The following is a 20,124-nucleotide window of genomic DNA, read 5'->3' as shown; positions in this document are numbered from 1 at the left end:
AGTGCAATACCGATGATTCCGCCCATAGTTGAGCGGAAGGAGGCCTTCCCGGACTCCTTGTCCTATTTTGACACGAGGGTGGGGGATTGCCGCAAGGCCCGGAGTCAGTGCTTTAGGTCACGATTGAGGCATAGGCCCGGATCGGGACCTACGTCCTGCCCGTCCCGTGGTGTCCCGCTTACCGGCCTTATCAGTCTCGATGTATCGCACATGCGCGCACGCCATCGCCACGCCATCCCCGTGTCCCCGTTCATCCCCGTGTGCCCCGTGTTGCCGTGCTGCCCGTGTGCGGCTCAGCTCGCGTTCTGCCGGCCACGGACCGCCGTCCAGCGCTCCGTCAGCCGCTGGTACGCGGTTCCCGCCCGATCCCCGTCCCCGTCGCGCAGCGCCGCCAGCCCCTCCGCCACATCGGCGGCGGAGCGGTCGTCGTCGAGCTGCCCCGGGGGCACCGCGTGCACCAGTCCGCCGTAGTCCAGCTCGACCAGCGAACGCGGATGGAATTCCTCGAGCCACCGACCAACATCTACCAGGCCGTCGATCAGTGGCCCCTCACCGAGACCATCTTTGAGCACCTTGAGGCCGCGCGCCACTCGACGCCTGGCCTGGACCATGGGGGTCCGGTAGCGCAGCAGCGGCCCGTCCTCCCCGTCGCCGTAGCCCTTGTCGTACTCGCGCTCGTCGTCCGAGAAGAGCACGAACCAGCGCACCGGCACATGCCAGGTGGCCGATCTGATCCACGGCCGGGCGTCCGGGTTGCGTTCCAGCCACCGCTCGTAGTCCGCCGCCGCCTGCCGGCGCACCACCGGGGGCAGCGCGGCGTCCAGCAGGGGCGCCGGAAGCCGCTCGGCGAGCTCTTCCAGGGCCAGCCAGCCGCGCAGCCGGGTGCGCCACGGACAGACGCAGGTGACCCCGTCCACGACCGCCACGAAGGCGTCGCTGCTCTCGTGCACGGGCACCGCCACCGGCGGCACCGGCAGCAGATCGGCCAGCGAGCGGCGCAGCTCGTCCTGGACGCCCGGGAGGTCGTCCCGCTTGGCGTAACGTGCCCAGTGGGAGCGTTCGGGCTCGGGAAAGGCCGCCAGCGGCTCGTAGACCCTCAGGTAAGCCGCGTACGGGACAACCACCGACGACGCCACGGTCACGCGCGCTCCCTCAAGGCCGAGACGGTCGCCGGGGGCCGCTTGTCCCCGGCTGCCCGCATCGTCCCACGCCCGGCCCGGGGACTCGCCGCCCCCCTTCGGGACTCGGCACACACCGTGCCGTTCCGAGCCGCCCCCAAGGGCTTACGCTCTTGCCCACCGGCCCTCCCCACCAGCAAGGAGGGCGTCCACATCGCGGCATATGGGAGTCACCACAGTGACCGACGTACGTCATACCGTCAGCGTCGACGGTCCGACGGGCAGCAGCGCAGCATCCGATCCTTCGTCCGCCCTCGCCACGCTCTTCGCCTCCGATCAGGGCGGCCATGAGCAGGTCCTGCTCTGCCAGGACCGCGCGAGCGGCCTGAAGGCCGTCATCGCCATCCACTCGACCGCCCTGGGCCCGGCCCTCGGCGGCACCCGCTTCCACGCCTACGCCTCCACGGCGCGCCCCGAAGAAGCGGCCGTCATGGACGCGCTCAACCTCGCCCGCGGCATGTCCTACAAGAACGCGCTGGCCGGGCTCGACCACGGCGGCGGCAAGGCCGTGATCATCGGCGACCCCGAGCAGATCAAGACCGAAGAGCTGCTGCTGGCCTACGGCCGCTTCGTGGCCTCCCTCGGCGGCCGCTACGTCACCGCCTGCGACGTCGGCACCTATGTCGCCGACATGGACGTCGTGGCCCGCGAGTGCCCCTGGACCACCGGCCGCTCCCCCGAGGCGGGCGGCGCGGGCGACTCCTCCGTGCTCACCGCCTACGGCGTCTTCCAGGGCATGCGGGCCAGCGCCCAGGCGTCCTGGGGCGCGCCCACGCTGCGCGGCCGCCGGGTCGGCATCGCCGGCGTCGGCAAGGTCGGCCACCACCTCGTCGAGCACCTGCTGGAGGACGGCGCCGAGGTCGTGGTCACGGACGTGCGGGCCGAGTCCGTCGAGCGGGTCCGCGCCCGCCACCCCGAGGTGACGGCCGTCACGGACACCGACGCCCTGATCCGCGCCGACCTCGACGTCTACGCCCCGTGCGCGCTCGGCGGCGCCCTCGACGACGTCACCGTGCCCGCGCTGAGCGCGCGCGTGGTGTGCGGGGCCGCCAACAACCAGCTGGCCCACCCCGGGGTCGAGAAGGACCTCGCCGACCGCGGCATCCTCTACGCGCCGGACTACGTGGTGAACGCCGGCGGTGTGATCCAGGTCGCGGACGAACTGCACGGTTTCGACTTCGACCGGGCCAAGGCCAAGGCGGCAAAGATCTTCGATACGACGCTGGCCATATTCGATCGGGCGCAGGCCGACGGAATCCCGCCCGCCGCGGCCGCCGACCGGCTGGCCGAGCAGCGCATGGCGGAGGGCCGCCACGCCTGACTCCCCTCCCGGCCCTCCCGGCAGCCACGCCTGACGGCGTACCGGGCCCCGGCACGGCCTCGCGGCCGCCCGGGGCCCGGCCGTAACCTCCGAGGCCCGTACGGAGCGCATACGGGACGCATACGGGACGCATACGGGACGCATACGGGTCCGTACGGGGCCATCGAGGAGAGATCCCTCACGGCCCGTCGGCGGGTCGGCGCCCAGGACACGTTAAAATCGCAGCTGACCAGCGGGTACGGGGCTGTCCGCCGGTTGTGCGGCGTGGCACGTCATGCGGGCGACGTACCGTATGGCCACAGAAGCAGGTACCGTTGAAGCCCTACGGGCCGGGTTCTCTTTCGAGAGTCCGCTCTGAATTATGAACGTGAACGCGTGTCAAGACTCTGGGGCCGTCGAGCCCCGTCGTTGAGGGGGTCGAGCCATGGGGCGCGGCCGGGCCAAGGCCAAGCAGACGAAGGTCGCCCGCCAGCTGAAGTACAACAGCGGTGGGACGGACCTCTCACGCCTGGCTGAGGAGCTGGGCGCATCGACATCGAGCCAGCCGCCGAATGGCGAGCGGTTCGAAGACGATGAGCTGGACAACGACCCGTACGCACAGTACGCGGATCTGTACAACACCGGTGATGACGACGCCGATGACGACGCCGACGAGCAGTCGGGTCCGTCCGCGCAGCGTCGTCGCGCCTGACCATTCCTTATCGGTCGCTTCAGGCGCTCGGCTGCGAGCCGCACTTCTGCCGGTCCGGGGCATCCGCCTCGGACCGGCTTCTGTGCTGTCTTCACGGTCGGCGCCGTCTTCACGCTCGGCTCGCCGTCAGCTCGCGTAGTCGCCGATCATGGACACCGCCCCGGTGTGCTCGGCGGTCCGCTCGACGATCTCGCCGCTGACCCATGCCCCGACGCCGCGGTCCGCGAGTGTGGCCAGCGCCACGTCGACCGACTCCCCGGGCACGACGGCGATCATGCCGACGCCCATGTTCAGGGTCTTCTCCAGCTCCGCACGCTCGACCGAGCCCGCCGTCCCCACCAGGCCGAAGACCGGGCCCGGGGTCCAGGTGGAGCGGTCGACCACCGCGTGCAGCGCGTCCGGGACGACCCGCGCCAGGTTGTTCGCCAGCCCGCCGCCGGTGATGTGCGAGAAGGCGTGCACCTCGGTGGTCCGGGTGAGGGCCAGACAGTCCAGCGAGTAGATCCGGGTGGGCTCCAGCAGCTCCTCCCCCAGCGTCCGGCCGAGCTCCGGAACCTCCCGGTCCAGCGACCAGCCGGCCCGCTCGAAGAGCACATGGCGCACGAGTGAGTACCCGTTCGAGTGAAGTCCGGACGACTCCATGGCGATCACGGCGTCACCCGTCCGGATGCGATCCGCGCCCAGCACCCGGTCGGCCTCGACCACGCCCGTACCGGCGCCGGCCACATCGAACTCGTCGGCGCCCAGCAGCCCCGGGTGCTCGGCGGTCTCGCCGCCCACCAGCGCACAGCCCGCCAGCACACACCCCTCGGCGATGCCCTTGACGATGGCGGCGACCCGCTCCGGGTACACCTTGCCGACGCAGATGTAGTCGGTCATGAACAGCGGCTCGGCGCCGCAGACCACCAGGTCGTCCACGACCATGCCGACCAGGTCGCGGCCGATGGTGTCGTAGACGCCCATCCGGCGCGCGAGGTCCACCTTGGTGCCGACCCCGTCGGTGGCCGAGGCCAGCAGCGGCCGCTCGTAGCGCTTGAGGGCGGAGGCGTCGAAGAGCCCGGAGAAGCCGCCGAGGCCGCCCACGACCTCGGGGCGCGTGGCCTTCTTCACCCACTCCTTCATCAGCTCGACCGCGCGGTCGCCCGCCTCGATGTCGACGCCCGCGCTCGCGTACGTGGACCCGGCCGCGCCCGGGGAAGGCTCAGACATGACGTTGAGATCTTTCGTGTGGTGGTGAAAAGGGGGCTCGTGGGCGCTCTCCGCGCGCACTGGGGCGTACGGCCGGCCCCGGCTGGGACCGGCCGCCCGACGACCGGCCGACCGACTAGGGACGCCGCAGCGCGTCCGCGCCGCCGACGCCCGCGGTGAGCGTCGCCACACCGTCCGCGTCGCTGCGGCTGGGCGTCTGCGTCTCGGCCTCCAGCAGGTGCTTGCCGAGCAGCTCGGGGTCCGGGAGCTCCATCGGGTACTCACCGTCGAAGCAGGCCCGGCACAGGTTCCCCTTGGCGATCGTGGTCGCCTCGATCATGCCGTCCGTGGAGATGTACGCGAGCGAGTCCGCGCCCAGCGACTTGCCGATCTCCTCGACCGACAGCCCGTTGGCGATCAGCTCGGCGCGGGTCGCGAAGTCGATGCCGAAGAAGCACGGCCACTTGATGGGCGGGCTGCTGATGCGGATGTGCACCTCCGCCGCCCCGGCCTCGCGCAACATCCGCACCAGCGCGCGCTGGGTGTTGCCGCGGACGATCGAGTCGTCGACGACCACCAGGCGCTTGCCGCGGATGACCTCCTTCAGCGGGTTCAGCTTGAGCCGGATACCCAGCTGGCGGATGGTCTGCGAGGGCTGGATGAAGGTCCGGCCCACATACGCGTTCTTGACCAGCCCCGAGCCGTACGGAATCCCGCTGGCCTCCGCGTAGCCCACGGCGGCCGGGGTGCCGGACTCCGGAGTGGCTATCACCAGATCGGCGTCGGCCGGGGCCTCGGCGGCCAGCCGGCGGCCCATCTCCACCCGGGACAGATACACGTTCCGGCCGGCGATGTCGGTGTCCGGGCGGGCCAGATAGACGTACTCGAAGACGCAGCCCTTGGGGCGCGGCTCCGCGAACATCGTCGAGCGCAGCCCGTTCTCGTCGATCGCCACCATCTCGCCGGGCTCGATCTCCCGGATGAACGAGGCGCCGACGATGTCCAGGGCGGCGGTCTCGGAGGCCACCACCCAGCCGCGCTCCAGACGGCCGAGGACCAGCGGGCGGATGCCCTGCGGATCACGGGCCGCGTACAGGGTCTGCTCGTCCATGAAGACGAGGCTGAAAGCGCCCTTGACTTCGGGCAGCACGATCGGAGCCGACTGCTCGACGGTCAGCGCCTTGCCGTCCGGGTCGACCTGCCCCGCGAGCAGGGCGGTGACCAGGTCGGTGTCGTTGGTCGCGGCGACCTGGGTGGCGCGGCCGTTGTCCCGGGGCAGCGCCGCGACCATCTCGGCGAGCTGGGCGGTGTTGACCAGGTTTCCGTTGTGGCCCAGCGCGATCGAGCCATGGGCGGTCGCGCGGAAGGTCGGCTGCGCGTTCTCCCACACCGAGGCACCGGTGGTGGAGTAGCGGGCGTGACCGACCGCGATGTGTCCTTGGAGGGAGCTGAGGGAAGTCTCGTCGAAGACCTGGGAGACCAGGCCCATGTCCTTGAAGACGAGGATCTGGGAGCCGTTGCTCACCGCGATGCCCGCGGACTCCTGTCCACGGTGCTGCAGTGCGTACAGCCCGAAATAGGTGAGTTTGGCGACCTCTTCGCCCGGAGCCCAGACTCCGAAGACGCCACACGCGTCTTGGGGGCCCTTCTCTCCGGGGAGCAGGTCGTGGCTGAGTCGTCCGTCACCACGTGGCACGGCATCGAGTCTAGGCCAGTTCCGCCGCACCTCCGAACGAGGGACCGCGAGGGGGGCGTAAGTCACATTCCCGGAAGACCTTCCAGAAGGCCCCCGAAGGCCCCCCGAAGGCCCGCCGAGGCCTCCGGACGCCCTCTCGAACGCCGCGTCCCGTCAGCCCAGCAGCGGCAGGTGGGGCGCGAGGTCGGCGCGCTCGCCGCTGGCCGTGACCTCGGCCTCCTCGACGGCCTCGGCCCAGCCCAGACGGCCGGTGGCGAGGCGGATCCAGGTCAGCGGGGCCGTCTCCACGACGTTCGGGGGCGTGCCGCGGGTGTGCCGCGGGCCCTCGACGCACTGCACGACCGCGTACGGCGGGACGCGGACCTCGACCGAGCCCCCCGGCGCCTTCGCCGCGAGCGCGTCGGCGAGCAGCCGTGTGGCGGCGGCCAGGGCCTGCCGGTCGTACGGGAGGGAGGCGCCGAGCGCGGCCGCCAGGTCGTCGGTGTGCACGACCAGCTCGACACAGCGCGTGACGAGGAAGTCGTCGAGCCGTATCGCCCCCACCCGGGCCGCCAGAAGCCGGTCGCCCGGGGCCTGGGGCACCAGCTCGGCGAAGCGCGCGGCCGCCCGGTCCAGCAGCTCGGCCGGCTCCGCGCCCGCCGCGAGTGCGCGGGTGTCCTCGTCGATATCCCCACCGAGCGCGGCCGTCGCGGCCACCCAGCCGGTGGCGGTGACCTCCCGCGCGGGCGGCGGGGGCTGCTCCAGATGGCGGACGACCGCCCCCACGGCCATCGACAGATGCGCGACCAGCTCGCGGACCGTCCAGCCGCCGAGCCGGGTCGGGGCGCCCAGCCGCTCCTCGTCCAGGCCGCGGACCACCTCCCGTACGTGCTCGAACTGCGCGGTCACGGCGGCGCGCGTCTTGGCCGGGTCATAGGTGCGGGCGCGGGCGCGGGAAGGCATGCGGCCGAGCTTATCGAGGGGCCATGGGGCCGTGGACAGCCCGGAGGCGGCGGCAGAAGATGGAGGAGAAGGCGAGAGGAACCAGCACGAAAGGCGTGAACCACCATGGGTGAGCACCCGGATTGCGCCCTGATCCGCCGCGGCTACCAAGCGTTCACCAGCGGCGACATGGACACCCTGGCCGAGCTGCTGACCGCCGATGTGACCCACCACGTCCCCGGCGAGAGCTCCATATCCGGACATCACAAGGGCCGCGAGGCCTGCGTCCAGCTGTACCGCCGCCAGTACGACGTCACCGGCGGCACCCTGCGCGTCGAACTCGAGACGCTGGCGGCCGACGGGCGCGGCCATGTGATCTCCGTGCACCGGTGCCGCGCGGAGCGCGAGGACCGCGGCCTCGACATGAAGGAAGGCCTGTTCTTCACGATCGTCGGCGGGAAGATCAGCGACATCGACGAGTGCCACGAGGACATCGACGCCTCGAACGCGTTCTGGAGCTGACCGCCACCGCCATGAAACCGCCCCGCTCCCTGTGTGACGGCAGGGAACGGGGCTTGTTCTGTGTCTCAGACGAGGATCAGGCGACGGTCAGGCGAGATCTCAGGCGAGCAGGCCCGGGATCGTCGCCTCGTGGGCCCCCTTGAGCTCCGCCAGCGGAATGCTGAACTGGCCCTGGACGTCGATCGCGTCCCCGTCCACCACACCGATCCGGGCCGCCGGAAGCCCCCGCGCCCCGCACATGTCGTTGAAGCGGACTTCCTCGCTGCGCGGAACGGCCACCACGGCCCGGCCCGCCGACTCCGACAGCAGGAAGACGAACGGGTCAATCCCGTCGGGCACCACGATCCGGGCGCCCTTCCCGCCGCGCAGACACGACTCGACGAGGGCCTGGATCAGACCGCCGTCGGACAGGTCGTGCGCCGCGTCGACCATGCCGTCACGCGAGGCCGAGATCAGGATCTCGCCGAGCAGCCGCTCGCGCTCCAGGTCCACCTTCGGCGGCAGCCCGCCGAGGTGGTCATGGACGGTCTGCGACCAGGCCGAGCCGCCGAACTCCTCCTCGGTGTCACCGAGCAGGTACAGCAGGTGGCCCTCGTCCGCGAAGGCGATCGGGGTGCGGCGCGCCACATCGTCGATCACGCCGAGGACGGCGACGACCGGCGTCGGGTGGATGGCCACGTCCCCGGTCTGGTTGTAGAGGGAGACATTGCCGCCGGTGACCGGGGTGCCCAGGGTCAGACAGCCGTCGGCCAGACCACGGGTGGCCTCGGCGAACTGCCACATGACCGCCGGGTCCTCGGGCGAGCCGAAGTTCAGGCAGTCGGAGATCGCCAGCGGCTTGGCGCCGGAGGCAGCGACATTGCGGTACGCCTCGGCGAGCGCGAGCTGCGCGCCCGCGTACGGGTCGAGCTTGGCGTAGCGGCCGTTGCCGTCCGTGGCGACGGCGACGCCGAGGCCGGTCTCCTCGTCGATGCGGACCATGCCGGAGTCCTCGGGCTGGGCGAGGACCGTGTTGCCCTGCACGAAGCGGTCGTACTGGTCGGTGATCCACGACTTCGACGCCTGGTTCGGCGCGGAGACGACCTTGAGGACCTGCTCGCGCAGCTCGGCGGGGGTCGCCGGGCGCTGCAGCTTGTTCGCGTCGTCGGCCTGCAGGGCGTCCTGCCACTCCGGGCGGGCGTAGGGGCGCTCGTACACCGGGCCCTCGTGGGCGACCGTGCGCGGCGGGACGTCGACGATCTGCTCGCCGTGCCAGAAGATCTCCAGCCGCTCGCCCTCGGTGACCTCACCGATGACGGTGGCGATGACGTCCCACTTCTCGCAGATCTCCAGGAAGCGGTCGACCTTGTCGGGCTCGACGATCGCGCACATGCGTTCCTGCGACTCGCTCATGAGGATTTCCTCGGGCGAGAGGGTCGCGTCGCGCAGCGGCACGGTGTCCAGCTCGACGCGCATGCCGCCGGAGCCGGCCGAGGCCAGCTCGCTGGTGGCGCAGGAGAGCCCGGCGCCGCCGAGGTCCTGGATGCCGGCGACCAGGTTCTCCTTGAAGATCTCCAGGGTGCACTCGATGAGCAGCTTCTCCTGGAACGGGTCGCCGACCTGGACGGCGGGGCGCTTGGTGGGCTTCGTGTCATCGAAGGTCTCGGAGGCGAGCACGGAGACGCCGCCGATGCCGTCGCCGCCGGTGCGGGCGCCGTAGAGGATGACCTTGTTGCCCGTGCCCGAGGCCTGGGCGAGGTGAATGTCCTCGTGCTTCATGACGCCCACGCACAGCGCGTTGACCAGCGGGTTGCCCTGGTAGCAGGGGTCGAAGACGACCTCGCCGCCGATGTTGGGCAGCCCCAGGCAGTTGCCGTAGCCGCCGATGCCCGCGACCACGCCGGGCAGCACCCGCTTGGTGTCGGGGTGGTCGGCGGCGCCGAAGCGCAGCGGGTCCATCACGGCGACCGGGCGGGCGCCCATGGCGAGGATGTCGCGGACGATGCCGCCGACGCCGGTGGCGGCGCCCTGGTACGGCTCGATGTAGGAGGGGTGGTTGTGCGACTCGACCTTGAAGGTGACCGCGTAGCCCTGGCCGACGTCGACCACGCCCGCGTTCTCGCCGATGCCGACGAGCAGCGCGTCGTTCGAAGGGGCCTTCTCGCCGAACTGCCGCAGATGGACCTTGCTCGACTTGTACGAGCAGTGCTCGGACCACATCACGGAGTACATGGCCAGCTCGGCGCCGGTCGGGCGGCGGCCGAGGATGTCGCGGATGCGCTCGTACTCGTCCTGCTTGAGGCCGAGCTCGGCCCAGGGCTGCTGGACGTCCGGGGTCTGTTCCGCGTGCTTGACGGTATCGAGGCTCATGCGTCGACCAGCTTCTTAAGGATCGAGGTGAAGAATCCGAGCCCGTCGGTGCGCCCGGTGCCGATCAGCGGCTCGACGGCGTGCTCGGGGTGCGGCATGAGGCCGACGACATTGCCCGCCTCGTTGGTGATGCCGGCGATGTCGCGCAGCGAGCCGTTCGGATTGAAGCCTTCGTAACGGAAGGCGACGCGGCCCTCGGCTTCGAGTTCGTCCAGAACCCGCTCATCGGCCACATAGCGGCCGTCGATGTTCTTGAGCGGGATGTTGATCTCCTGGCCCTGCTCGTAGGAGCGGGTCCAGTCGGTTTCGGCGTTTTCCACTCGCAACTTCTGATCACGGCAGATGAAGTGCAGATGGTTGTTCCGCAGCATCGCACCGGGCAGAAGATGAGTCTCGGTGAGAACCTGGAAGCCATTGCAGATGCCAAGGACGGGCATGCCCGCCTTCGCCTGCTCGATCACCGACTCCATTACCGGCGAGAAGCGGGAGATCGCTCCGGCCCGCAGATAGTCGCCATAGGAGAAGCCCCCGGGCAGCACGACGGCGTCGACCTGCTTGAGGTCCTTGTCGCGGTGCCACAGCGGCACGGCCTCAAGGCCGGCGACGCGCACCGCGCGCTGGGTGTCGCGGTCGTCGAGCGTGCCGGGGAAGGTGACGACTCCGACGCGTACGGTCACGACTCCGCCTTCGCGGCGAGGGCGGCCTCGGCGGCCTGGTCGGCCTCGATGCGCACGGTGAAGTCCTCGATCACGGTGTTGGCGAGGAAGGTCTCCGCGATCTCGCGGATGCGGGCGAGGGCGGCGTCGTCGACCGGGCCCTCCACCTCGAGTTCAAAGCGCTTGCCCTGACGGACGTCGGCGATCCCCTCGAAACCGAGACGGGGCAGCGCGCGCTGCACCGCCTGTCCCTGGGGGTCGAGGATCTCCGGCTTGAGCATGACGTCGACTACGACGCGTGCCACTGGCACTCCCGGTGGTGTGGTGCTGGTGCGTAAGGCGGTTCGCCCAGCGTACCCCGGACCAAAATCTACGCGGGTAGCTCAGCCTCGCCTTCCGTCACGTTTAAGCATCGTCGGCGCCATCCACTGGGGAAAGTTCCAGGAAAAACGTATGGTCCCGATTGCGGCATGACACGCGGGCAGAATTAGCGGGGCTTCACAATGCAATGCCCGCCGCTGTACAAATGAAAAAGCATTGTTCACTAACAACAGGACAGCTGCCATCTTTGCACGTCAACGCATCGATGCAGCCCGAAAGGACCGATATCCCGTGGCGCAGCGCGTAGTAGTCACGCTCTCCGACGACATCGACGGGGGTCAGGCGGAGGAGACGGTCTCGTTCGGACTCGACGGCAAGGCGTACGAGATCGACCTCAACGCTGCCAATGCGAAGAAACTCCGCGGCCTTCTCGAGCCCTACGTGGAAGCGGGCCGCAAGCGGTCCCGCTCCGGCAAGGCCTACCGCCGCACCTCCGTCGCCCCCGACCCGGCCGCGGTCCGCGCCTGGGCGCGGTCCCACGGCATGGAGGTCCCGCCGCGCGGCCGGATCCCCAAGAAGGTCTACGAGGCGTTCAACGCGTCGAACTGAACACCCCTCACCGCCGAGTTGCACACCCACCCTGGTGATCCGCTAGAGTCTGGATCACGCCGAGGGGCGAGGCCGAAAGGCAAAACCCCGAGGAACGCGCGGGTGTAGCTCAGTAGTAGAGCGCCCTCTTTCCAAGAGGGAGGCGCAGTGTGCAATCCCTGTCACCCGCTCTCATCACCTTGCCGAACCACTCCGGTGGATCGGGTAGGGTGATGGACACGCCGATCGGCCGGGGTCGATCGGATGCCACGCGGGTGTAGCTCAGTAGTAGAGCGCCCCCTTTCCAAGGGGGAGGCGCAGTGTGCGATCCCTGTCACCCGCTCTCATCTTCGCCTCGACCACTTCGGTGGATGGGGTAGAGTGATGGTCGCGCCGATTGGTGAAAGCCGGTCGGATGCATGCGGACGTGGCTCAGTTGGTAGAGCATCACCTTGCCAAGGTGAGGGTCGCGAGTTCGAATCTCGTCGTCCGCTCCATGGCCCGAAGGCGTCGGTCGAATCGACCGGCGCCTTCAGGCTTTTCCTGCGGTGTGGCCCATCTCCCTTGCTGACATTTGTCATCCGGGCCCGTGACAGCCCGCACTACCCGCGCCCCGCGGCCACCGGAAGCCTGGAGACATGGATCACGGGGACCGTGCGCTGGGCGACAGCGCGATAGATGTCACAGAACTCCGGCGCAGGTACGGGCGCGCATCAGGCCCTTCCTCGGCCCAGGGCTTCGAGGCCGTACGCGGCGTCTCCTTCTCGGTGGCGCACGGCGAGCTGTTCGCGCTGCTCGGCACGAACGGCGCCGGGAAGACCTCCACCGTCGAGCTGCTGGAAGGCCTGGCCGCCCCGACCGGCGGCCGGGTGCGGGTGCTGGGCCGTGACCCGTACCGCGAGCGGGCCGAGGTCCGGCCGCGGATCGGGGTCATGCTGCAGGAGGGCGGCTTCCCGTCCGAGCTGACCGCGGGCGAGACCGTACGGCTGTGGGCCGGGTGCACCAGCGGGGCGCGACCCGTCGGCGAGGCCCTGGAGCTGGTGGGGCTGGCCCGGCGCCGGGACGTACGGGTCAAGATGCTCTCCGGCGGGGAGCGGCGCCGGCTGGACCTGGCGCTCGCGCTGCTCGGCCGCCCGGACGTGCTCTTCCTCGACGAGCCGACGACCGGCCTCGACGCAGAGGGGCGGCGCGAGACCTGGGAGCTGGTGCGCTCGCTGCGCGACCAGGGCACCACGGTGCTGCTGACCACGCACTACCTGGAGGAGGCCGAGGCGCTGGCCGACCGGCTCGCGATCATGCACCGGGGGCGGATCGCCACCTCCGGACGGGTCGCGGACATCGTGGCCGAGCGGCCCTCGCAGCTCTCCTTCGCGCTCCCGGCCCCCTTCTCGGCCACCGACCTGCCCTCGCTCGCCCAGCTCGGCGCCGCGGAGCGCGAGACGGACGGGTGGACGGTACGGCTGCGCACCCGGGACCTGCAGCGCACGGCCACCGAGGTGCTGGTGTGGGCACGGGACAAGGGGCTCGAACTCGGCGGGCTCGACGCCCGGTCGGCGTCGCTGGAGGAGGCGTTCCTGCATATCGCCCAGGGCCTGGAGAAGCCGGAAACCGCGAAGGGGGACGCCCGATGACCACGACCCACACCACCGCCGGCCGCGCGACGGCCGCCGAGCCCGGCACCAGGACCGCGCGGGAGCGCGTCGCCTCCCTCGCCCGGGCCGAACTGACGCTGCTGGTACGGAACAAGGCCGCGCTGACCTACGCCCTGCTGCTGCCCGGCTCGCTCACCCTCAGCATGACCACCCTCAGCAGCGACATCGACCTGGACAAGACCGGTCTGTCCCTGGCCACGCTGGTCCTCCCCGGCTCGATCGGGCTGGCGCTGGTCCTGGCCGTCTACATGAACCTCGTGGGCGTCTACGTCATCCGGCGCGAGGAACTGGTCCTCAAGCGGCTGCGTGCCGGTGAGCTGACCGACCCGGAGATCCTGGCCGGGGCGGCGCTGCCCGCCGTGCTGATGGGGCTGGTGCAGTGCGTGCTGATGGTCGCCGCGGTGGGCCCGGCGCTTGACGCGCCGATGCCGAAGGCGCCGCATCTGGCCGTGCTCGGGGTGGTGGCAGGTCTGGCCCTGATGGTCGCGCTGGCCGCCGCGACCGCGGTCTTCACCAGGACCGCGGAGTCCGCGCAGCTGACCCCCATGCCGGTGATGCTGGTGTCGATGCTGGCCTCGGGTCTGTTCGTACCGCTCGACGTCATGCCGGACCGGGTGGCGGCGGTGTGCGAGTGGGCGCCGCTGACCCCGGTGGTCGACCTCGTACGGGCCGGGTGGACCGGCGGGATGGGCGTCGGCGAGGCGCTGAGGGCCCTGGCCACGGCGGTGGCCTGGACGGCCCTGGCAGGGTGGACCGTACGCCGGCGGTTCCCCTGGGAGCCGCGGCGCTGACCGGTCTTGAGGGGCGTGGAGGGGGCGGGGTCGGTGATACGCCGATGGAAGCGGCGCAGTCGGCAGATGCGCGTGGAGCTGTCCACACGCTGGACGCTGTACGGGCTGCCCTGGATCATGGTGTTTTCCATGACGGGCCGGCTGCCCAGCAGGCTGCGGCTGGCCCAGCCGGTGCACGGGCTGGCCTGGACGCACCTCGGCCTGGCGCTCGCCGGGTGCGCGCTGTCGGTGCCGCTGCTGCGGCGGGGGCTCGACCACCGGCTGCGCGGGGGCGGGCTGCCGCGGGGGCTGATGGCGCTCTCCGCGGTGATGCTGGCCGCCGGTCTGGGCATCGCGGTGGCGCTCCTCATCCTGGCCGAGCAGCCCCGGGACCGGGCGTCGGTCGTCACGGCCGCGACGATGAACACGCTGCCGTTCTCCGTCGGCTGGGCCCTGCTGCTGTCCATTCGCGCGTTCTCCCTGGTACACGCGGGGCTCGGCGCCGCGCTGTTCGGGGTGCCGGCCGTCGCGGGGGTGGACCCCTTCACGTCGGTGGCGTCCGTCGCTGTGGTGTTCCTGATGGCCGCCCTGTCCCTGTTCTCGGTCCGCTCCTCGGTGTGGATGCTGGCGGTGATGTGGGAGCTGGACGCGAGCCGCGAGGTGCAGGCGCGGCTCGCGGTGGCGGAGGAGCGGCTGCGGTTCGGCCGCGATCTGCACGATGTGATGGGCCGGAACCTGGCCGTGATCGCGCTCAAGAGCGAGCTGGCGGTGCAACTGGCGCGGCGCGGACGGCCGGAGGCCGCCGAGCAGATGGTGGAGGTGCAGCGGATCGCGCAGGAGTCGCAGCGGGAGATCCGGGACGTGGTGCGCGGCTACCGGGAGGCGGATCTGCAAGTGGAGCTGGCCGGGGCCCGGTCGGTGCTGCGGGCGGCCAAGGTCGACTGCCGCATCGACTACCGGCTCCCGGACGAAGGCGGAGGTACCCAGCCCGCTTCGGCGGTGCGGTCGGCGCTGGCGTGGGTGGTGCGCGAGGGCACGACCAATGTGCTGCGCCACGCGGAGGCGGCCCGCTGCACGGTGCGGGTGGACATGGTGCGGGCGGCGGACGGCGCCCGTACGGCGGTGCTGCTCATGGAGAATGACGGGGTGCCGGAGAACGGGCACCGCGTGCCCGGTGCGTCGGGCAACGGGCTCAAGGGGCTGCGGGAGCGGCTGGCGCCGCTGGGCGGCACGCTGTGGTCGGGCCCCGGGGAGGGCGGGACGTACCGGCTGCGGGCGGAGCTCCCGCTGGACGGGCACGAGGGGTCCGAGGCGAACAACAGGCATGAGGGGGTCGTCGTATGAGCGGGACGCCCGCGATCCGGGTGCTGCTCGCGGATGACGAGCATCTGATCCGCGGCGCCCTCGCCGCCCTGCTCTCCCTCGAAGAGGACCTGCTGGTCGTCGCGGAGGCCGCGTCCGGGCCCGAGGCGCTGGCGATGGCCCGGGCGCACCGGCCCGACGTGGCGGTGCTGGATCTGCAGATGCCGGGGGCGGACGGGGTGTCGGTGGCCGCCTCGCTCCGGGCCGAGCTGCCCGGCTGCCGGTCCATGATCGTGACCAGCCACGGCCGCCCGGGCCATCTCAAGCGGGCGCTTGAGGCCGGGGCGCGGGGCTTTCTGCCCAAGACCGCGTCGGCGCAGCGGCTCGCCGAGATCATCCGCACGGTGCACGGCGGCAACCGCTATATCGACCCCGACCTCGCGGCCGACGCGATCAGCGCGGGCGACTCCCCGCTGACCGCCCGCGAGGCGGAGCTGCTGGAGCTGGCGGCGGACGGCGCGTCCATCGCGGAGATCGCCCAGCGGGCCGCGCTGTCGCAGGGGACGGTACGCAACTACCTGTCCTCGGCCGCGTCCAAGATCCCGGCCGAGAACCGCCATGCGGCGGCCCGTATGGCGCGCGAGCGCGGCTGGATCTAGCGGGCAGCCGCCTCGCACAGGATCCGGGCCAGCTCCTGGGGCTGGGAGAACATCGGCCAGTGGCCGGTGTCCATCTCGACCAGCCGCCACCGCTCGCTCTTCAGCAGCTCGACCACGTCGTCGCTCGGCTGGGGCCAGTCGAGCAGGCACTTGACGTACGTCGTCGGCAGCTCGCCGAGCGGGCGCGACAGCCGGGCCGGTTCGATCAGGGAGGCGCCCGGGTGCGGGGTCGCGCGGTCGACGAAGCGGGCGATCTGCTCGTCGGTGAGGCCCTGACCGGCGAAGTCGGCCGCGGGGGGCACCGCCCAGAAGCCGCCGTTTTCGGCGATCTCGGCCGTCTCCCGCCCCTCCGCCCAGCCGGAGACGAACGACTCCCCGTCGGCCGGCACATTGGAGTCGACGAACACCACATGGGCCAGCCGGTCGCCGATCCGCTCGGCGGCCTGGCCGACCGGGATGCCCGAGTAGCTGTGGCCGACCAGGACGACATCGCGCAGATCGAGGCGCTCGACCTCGCCGACGACGTCCGCCACATGCGTCTGCTGCCCGGCCGGCACGCCCCGCTTCCCGGCCACTCCGGACAGCGTCAGCGCATGGGCGCCGTGCCCGGCCGCCCGTAGCTCCTCCACCACCTCGTCCCACGCCCACGAGCCCAGCCACGCACCCGGCACCAGCACGAATTCAGCCATGCGGGGAAACGTAACGCAGGGCTCCGGCAGCCCGCAGCCGAAACATCAAATCGTACACACATTCGGTTGCCCGGTTATCCTGGACCCATGCCCCCGTTCCTCCAGGGCTCGCTCTTCGACCAGGCCGACGACATCCGTCTCGGCCCGCTGGGCGCTGTGCGCAGGACGGCGCTCGGCGACGGGGCCTGGATCGATCTGCTGCCCGGGTGGCTCAGCGGGGCAGACGCCCTGTTCGCGCACCTCGTCGGCGAGGTGCCCTGGCGGGCGGAGCGGCGGCATATGTACGACCAGGTCGTGGACGTGCCGCGGCTGCTCGCCTTCTACGGCGCCGACGACCCGCTGCCGCACCCCGTTCTGGACGAGGCGCGGGCCGCGCTCTCCGCGCACTACGCGTCCGAACTGGGCGAGCCGTTCACCACCGCCGGGCTCTGCTACTACCGGGACGGCCGGGACAGCGTGGCCTGGCACGGCGACCGGATCGGCCGGGGCGCGCGCGAGGACACCATGGTCGCGATCCTGTCCGTGGGCGCGCCGCGCGACCTCGCGCTGCGTCCGAGGCGTGGCGGGGCCACCGTGCGGCATCCGCTCGGGCACGGCGATCTGATCGTGATGGGCGGCTCCTGCCAGCGGACCTGGGAGCACGCGATCCCCAAGAGCACCCGGGCCACGGGGCCACGGATCAGCGTCCAGTTCCGGCCGCACAACGTGGCCTGATGGCGGGAACCGGGCCCGCGCGGGGGACGAGGTAGTTCCGTCGTCCCGGGTTTGGTTATAGTGGAGGCGCGCCGGACGGAATCCGTCCCGAATCCGGACGGAAGTGATCGGCGCATGCGGACGTAGCTCAGTTGGTAGAGCGCAACCTTGCCAAGGTTGAGGTCGCGAGTTCGAGCCTCGTCGTCCGCTCGTGTGAGGAAGGCCCTGGCCGCACCGGCCAGGGCCTTCGTCGTGGTCAGGACCAGCGGGTGCCGGTCAGCCGCTCGTACGCCTCCACGTACTTCGCCCGCGTCCGCTCCACGATCTCCTCCGGCAGCGGGGGCGGCGGCTGCTCGCCGTGGCGGTCCCAGCCGGAGGCCGGGGAGGTCAGCCAGTCGCGGACGAACTGCTTGTCGAAGGACGGCTGCGGACGCCCCGGCTGCCACTGGTCGGCGGGCCAGAAGCGGGAGGAGTCGGGGGTGAGCACCTCGTCGGCGAGGACCAGCTCGTGCCCGTCGGCGTCGCCCTCGGTGCCCGCGTAGCCGAACTCGAACTTGGTGTCGGCGAGGATGATCCCCCGGTCGCGCGCGATGTCGCGGCCCCGGTTGTAGACCGCGAGCGTGGCCTGGCGCAGCTGGGCGGCGGTCTCGGTGCCGACCCGGCGGGCCACCTCCTCGTACGGCACGTTCTCGTCGTGCTCGCCGACCTCGGCCTTGGTCGCCGGGGTGAAGATCGGGGAGGGCAGCTCGGAGCCGTCGGCCAGGCCCTCGGGCAGGGCGATCCCGCAGACGGTGCGGCTCTCCCGGTACTCGGCCAGGCCCGAGCCGGTCAGATAGCCGCGGGCCACGCACTCCACCGGGAACATGCTCAGCGACCGGCACACCAGCGTGCGGCCCGCCCAGTCGGCCGGGGCGCCCTCGGGCACCTCGGTGGACAGGACGTGGTTGGGCACGACGTCGATGAGCTGGTCGAACCACCACAGGGAGAGCTGGGTGAGGACCCTGCCCTTGTCGGGGATCTCGGTCGGCAGTACCCAGTCATAGGCGGACATCCGGTCGCTGGCGACCATGACGAGGTCGCCCTTCTCGTTCCGGTAGAGGTCGCGCACCTTGCCTGTGTGCAGATGCACAAGGCCGGGCACCTCCACCGGCTCGGGCTTCTCCACGAATCCGGACACGGTTCCTCCTGGTGGGTTTGTCCAAGACCCCACGATTCTGCCCCACGCCCCACCGCCCGGCCGAAGCGGGGCGCACCGGTCGTGGCCTGGGGCTTCAGTCCCGTTTGCAGATGCGGTCCAGGAGGTTGGCGGTGGCCCGCTGCACCCGTACGTCGGTGTGGCCGGGCCGGTCGAGCGCCGGGGTCCAGGCGAAGGTGCCGGAGGCGAACACCAGGGCTCCGCTGGTCGCGCGGTACAGCGAGGTGTCCTGGTGCCGGACGGCCCCCTCGGCGTCCCGGTACGGGGAGTGGGCGAGCAGGATCCGGCGCAGATGCGCGGGCAGGCAGGTGCGCGGGAAGTAGCGGTCGGCCTCGCCCGCGACCAGGCCGGGCAGCGCGTCGCCCTCGTCGGCGCCGGTCGCCTCCCACAGCCAGTGGCTCGCGTTCCGCACGATCAGCGGGGTCGGCTCGGGCACCGGGCTCGCGTACTGGATGCCCAGCAGCTGCTGCTCGGGCGCCGTCTCCCGCCACAGCGCGGAGCGGCCGGGGCCGCGGCGCTTGTGGCAGGTCAGCAGGCGGTCCGGGCCGGAGGGCGAGGGCACCAGGCCGACCTGCCAGTACATGGTGTTGGCGGAGAGGAAGACCAGCGAGGTGCCGCTGTCGCGGGCTTCTTCGACCCTGCGCCGCAGCGGGGCCGACCAGTACTCGTCGTGGCCGGGGAAGACCAGGCCGCGGTAGCGGGTCGGGTCAATGCGGCCCGCGTGCAGATCGCGGGTCTCGGCGTACGCGAGGTCGTAGCCCATCCGCTCGGCCCAGCGGACGAAGTCGTACGCGTGGCCCACGTGCAGCGGCAGCCCGGCGCCCGCGTACGGCCGGTCGAAGGAGACCGTGACCGCCGCCCGCGACTCGCCGAGCAGCCGGCCGCGCTCGTCCCACGCGTGGTACAGGCTGGCGCCGGTCCGGCCGTCCTCCGGGTAGAGGTTGTACGCCTGCCAGGTGATGTCCGGGAGGACGAGGAGCAGATCGGCGGGGTGGGTGTCGCGGACGGTGAAGGGGATGTGGTTGCGGAAGCCGTCGGCGGTGGTCAGCACGGCGACATACGCGCCGGGGTTCCAGTACGAGGGGATCTGGAGCCGCCAGGACAGCCACCAGTGGTGGCAGGAGACGGTGCGGTCGGCAGCGAGCGGAAGCGGCTGGACGATACCGGCCAGCCGCGGGCTGCTGGTCATCTTGGCGGCGCCGTCGCCGCCGTAGTGGCCGATGCGGTAGACGTCCACGCTGAACTGCTGGGGCGGGTCGACGGTGATCCGGAAGTCGATGGCCTCGCCGGGGGCGGCGGCGGAGGCCGAGGTGAAGCCCTTGATCTGGCGGTGCACGTCGTCGGCGGTCCGGGTGGAGGGGATATGGCCGGGGCCCGGGTCGGCGATCTCGGCGGCTCCCGTCGCCGCGTCGTGGTCCACGTACCACGGGACCAGGCGGCCCGTCTCGCTGAAGAACGTCTGCCTGCCCCGCAGCCAGGGCAGCGGACCCTGGCCGAAAGGGTCCGTCACCGCGTGTGCGAGCGCTCCCGACTCCCAGCGCCTGACCGGTTCCGTGGCGTCCACGAATGGCTCCCCTCCCTGCCTCCCCTGGCAGCATGTCGTCACCAGCCCCAGCACATCACATTACGCACTCAATCCATCACCGATCGTCGCGAATTTGCCGAACCCAGACCCAGGACGTTCACGCCCGAGTGTCATCCGGGCGGGCCCCTGATTCACGGGCTGGGCCGCG

Annotated in this window: 19 protein-coding genes and 4 tRNA genes; 13 read left to right on the top strand and 10 right to left on the bottom strand. The window is 71.3% G+C overall.

Features of this window, described 5'->3' with window-relative positions; all coding sequences use genetic code 11:
* Window positions 1-293: 293 nt before the first annotated feature.
* On the bottom strand, window positions 294-1,142 hold the full coding sequence (locus ACFZDL_RS31535; protein ID WP_353593924.1) for a hypothetical protein: 849 nt from the start codon (window positions 1,140-1,142) through the stop codon (window positions 294-296).
* 199 nt (window positions 1,143-1,341) lie between these two features.
* Between ACFZDL_RS31535 and ACFZDL_RS31530 the strand changes: the two genes are divergently transcribed.
* Window positions 1,342-2,499 carry a Glu/Leu/Phe/Val dehydrogenase dimerization domain-containing protein gene (locus tag ACFZDL_RS31530; RefSeq protein WP_353593925.1) on the top strand — a complete coding sequence of 386 codons (1,158 nt, stop codon included), beginning with the start codon at window positions 1,342-1,344 and terminating at the stop codon, window positions 2,497-2,499.
* Window positions 2,500-2,923: 424 nt separating this feature from the next.
* Window positions 2,924-3,190: a DUF3073 domain-containing protein gene (locus ACFZDL_RS31525; RefSeq protein WP_353593926.1), complete on the top strand. Its 267-nt coding sequence runs from the start codon at window positions 2,924-2,926 to the stop codon at window positions 3,188-3,190.
* Window positions 3,191-3,316: 126 nt separating this feature from the next.
* On the opposite strand, the gene purM is transcribed toward ACFZDL_RS31525, so the two are convergent.
* The 3 genes from purM to ACFZDL_RS31510 all read right to left on the bottom strand — a co-directional run bounded on the left by purM (window position 3,317) and on the right by ACFZDL_RS31510 (window position 7,016).
* Window positions 3,317-4,399, bottom strand: a complete 1,083-nt coding sequence (purM, locus tag ACFZDL_RS31520; RefSeq protein ID WP_353593927.1) for a phosphoribosylformylglycinamidine cyclo-ligase — start codon at window positions 4,397-4,399, stop codon at window positions 3,317-3,319.
* A 115-nt stretch (window positions 4,400-4,514) separates the two neighbouring features.
* Window positions 4,515-6,074 (bottom strand): amidophosphoribosyltransferase, encoded by a 1,560-nt coding sequence (gene purF, locus ACFZDL_RS31515; protein WP_353593928.1) that lies wholly within the window; start codon window positions 6,072-6,074, stop codon window positions 4,515-4,517.
* Window positions 6,075-6,227: 153 nt separating this feature from the next.
* Window positions 6,228-7,016 (bottom strand): sterol carrier family protein, encoded by a 789-nt coding sequence (locus ACFZDL_RS31510; RefSeq protein WP_353593929.1) that lies wholly within the window; start codon window positions 7,014-7,016, stop codon window positions 6,228-6,230.
* A gap of 105 nt (window positions 7,017-7,121) precedes the next feature.
* On the opposite strand from ACFZDL_RS31510, the gene ACFZDL_RS31505 reads away from it, so the two are divergent.
* Window positions 7,122-7,517, top strand: coding sequence for a nuclear transport factor 2 family protein (locus tag ACFZDL_RS31505; RefSeq protein ID WP_353593930.1), 396 nt, complete (start codon window positions 7,122-7,124; stop codon window positions 7,515-7,517).
* Between the two features lie 99 nt (window positions 7,518-7,616).
* Here the strand turns inward: ACFZDL_RS31505 and purL are convergent, their stop codons facing one another.
* Genes purL through purS form a run of 3 tightly spaced genes read right to left on the bottom strand, consistent with a single transcriptional unit; the run spans window position 7,617 to window position 10,827 of the window.
* Window positions 7,617-9,866, bottom strand: a complete 2,250-nt coding sequence (purL, locus tag ACFZDL_RS31500) for a phosphoribosylformylglycinamidine synthase subunit PurL (RefSeq protein ID WP_353593931.1) — start codon at window positions 9,864-9,866, stop codon at window positions 7,617-7,619.
* The gene (purQ, locus tag ACFZDL_RS31495; RefSeq protein ID WP_353593932.1) at window positions 9,863-10,543 is read right to left on the bottom strand and encodes a phosphoribosylformylglycinamidine synthase subunit PurQ; all 681 of its coding nucleotides are present in this window, start codon (window positions 10,541-10,543) and stop codon (window positions 9,863-9,865) included. Before purQ ends, purL begins: the two co-directional genes overlap by 4 nt.
* Window positions 10,540-10,827: a phosphoribosylformylglycinamidine synthase subunit PurS gene (purS, locus tag ACFZDL_RS31490; protein ID WP_353593933.1), complete on the bottom strand. Its 288-nt coding sequence runs from the start codon at window positions 10,825-10,827 to the stop codon at window positions 10,540-10,542. Before purS ends, purQ begins: the two co-directional genes overlap by 4 nt.
* 307 nt (window positions 10,828-11,134) lie before the next feature.
* Between purS and ACFZDL_RS31485 the strand changes: the two genes are divergently transcribed.
* The 8 genes from ACFZDL_RS31485 (at window position 11,135) to ACFZDL_RS31450 (ending at window position 15,814) form a co-directional block, all read left to right on the top strand.
* Window positions 11,135-11,452 (top strand): Lsr2 family protein, encoded by a 318-nt coding sequence (locus ACFZDL_RS31485; protein WP_353593934.1) that lies wholly within the window; start codon window positions 11,135-11,137, stop codon window positions 11,450-11,452.
* Between the two features lie 98 nt (window positions 11,453-11,550).
* Window positions 11,551-11,622 (top strand) — tRNA-Gly (locus tag ACFZDL_RS31480).
* 80 nt (window positions 11,623-11,702) lie between these two features.
* A tRNA-Gly gene (locus tag ACFZDL_RS31475) sits at window positions 11,703-11,774 on the top strand.
* Between the two features lie 78 nt (window positions 11,775-11,852).
* Window positions 11,853-11,928: transfer RNA gene (locus ACFZDL_RS31470), tRNA-Gly, on the top strand.
* A gap of 141 nt (window positions 11,929-12,069) precedes the next feature.
* Entirely contained in the window at window positions 12,070-13,062 is a 993-nt protein-coding gene (locus tag ACFZDL_RS31465) for an ABC transporter ATP-binding protein (RefSeq protein ID WP_353593935.1), read from the top strand.
* Entirely contained in the window at window positions 13,059-13,874 is an 816-nt protein-coding gene (locus ACFZDL_RS31460) for an ABC transporter permease (protein WP_353593936.1), read from the top strand. Before ACFZDL_RS31465 ends, ACFZDL_RS31460 begins: the two co-directional genes overlap by 4 nt.
* Window positions 13,875-13,940: 66 nt before the next feature.
* The gene (locus ACFZDL_RS31455; RefSeq protein WP_353593937.1) at window positions 13,941-15,197 is read left to right on the top strand and encodes a histidine kinase; all 1,257 of its coding nucleotides are present in this window, start codon (window positions 13,941-13,943) and stop codon (window positions 15,195-15,197) included.
* Complete coding sequence (locus ACFZDL_RS31450; RefSeq protein WP_353593938.1) at window positions 15,194-15,814, top strand: response regulator transcription factor; 621 nt, start codon at window positions 15,194-15,196, stop codon at window positions 15,812-15,814. Before ACFZDL_RS31455 ends, ACFZDL_RS31450 begins: the two co-directional genes overlap by 4 nt.
* Here ACFZDL_RS31450 and ACFZDL_RS31445 read toward each other — a convergent pair.
* Window positions 15,811-16,503 (bottom strand): alpha/beta hydrolase, encoded by a 693-nt coding sequence (locus tag ACFZDL_RS31445; protein ID WP_353593939.1) that lies wholly within the window; start codon window positions 16,501-16,503, stop codon window positions 15,811-15,813. The genes ACFZDL_RS31450 and ACFZDL_RS31445 overlap by 4 nt on opposite strands.
* Before the next feature lie 87 nt (window positions 16,504-16,590).
* On the opposite strand from ACFZDL_RS31445, the gene ACFZDL_RS31440 reads away from it, so the two are divergent.
* Together ACFZDL_RS31440 and ACFZDL_RS31435 are read left to right on the top strand one after the other, a co-directional pair.
* The gene (locus ACFZDL_RS31440) at window positions 16,591-17,217 is read left to right on the top strand and encodes an alpha-ketoglutarate-dependent dioxygenase AlkB (RefSeq protein WP_353593940.1); all 627 of its coding nucleotides are present in this window, start codon (window positions 16,591-16,593) and stop codon (window positions 17,215-17,217) included.
* Window positions 17,218-17,333: 116 nt separating this feature from the next.
* A tRNA-Gly gene (locus tag ACFZDL_RS31435) sits at window positions 17,334-17,406 on the top strand.
* 46 nt (window positions 17,407-17,452) lie between these two features.
* On the opposite strand, the gene ACFZDL_RS31430 is transcribed toward ACFZDL_RS31435, so the two are convergent.
* Both ACFZDL_RS31430 and ACFZDL_RS31425 read right to left on the bottom strand, forming a co-directional pair.
* Entirely contained in the window at window positions 17,453-18,373 is a 921-nt protein-coding gene (locus ACFZDL_RS31430) for a phosphoribosylaminoimidazolesuccinocarboxamide synthase (protein ID WP_353593941.1), read from the bottom strand.
* A 94-nt stretch (window positions 18,374-18,467) separates the two neighbouring features.
* Complete coding sequence (locus ACFZDL_RS31425; protein WP_353593942.1) at window positions 18,468-19,955, bottom strand: N,N-dimethylformamidase beta subunit family domain-containing protein; 1,488 nt, start codon at window positions 19,953-19,955, stop codon at window positions 18,468-18,470.
* Window positions 19,956-20,124 lie beyond the last annotated feature (169 nt).

Origin of the sequence: Streptomyces sp. NPDC007917, from assembly GCF_042959105.1 — a bacterium.
Lineage (GTDB): Bacteria > Actinomycetota > Actinomycetes > Streptomycetales > Streptomycetaceae > Streptomyces.
This window is presented reverse-complemented; position numbering and strand designations above follow the sequence as displayed.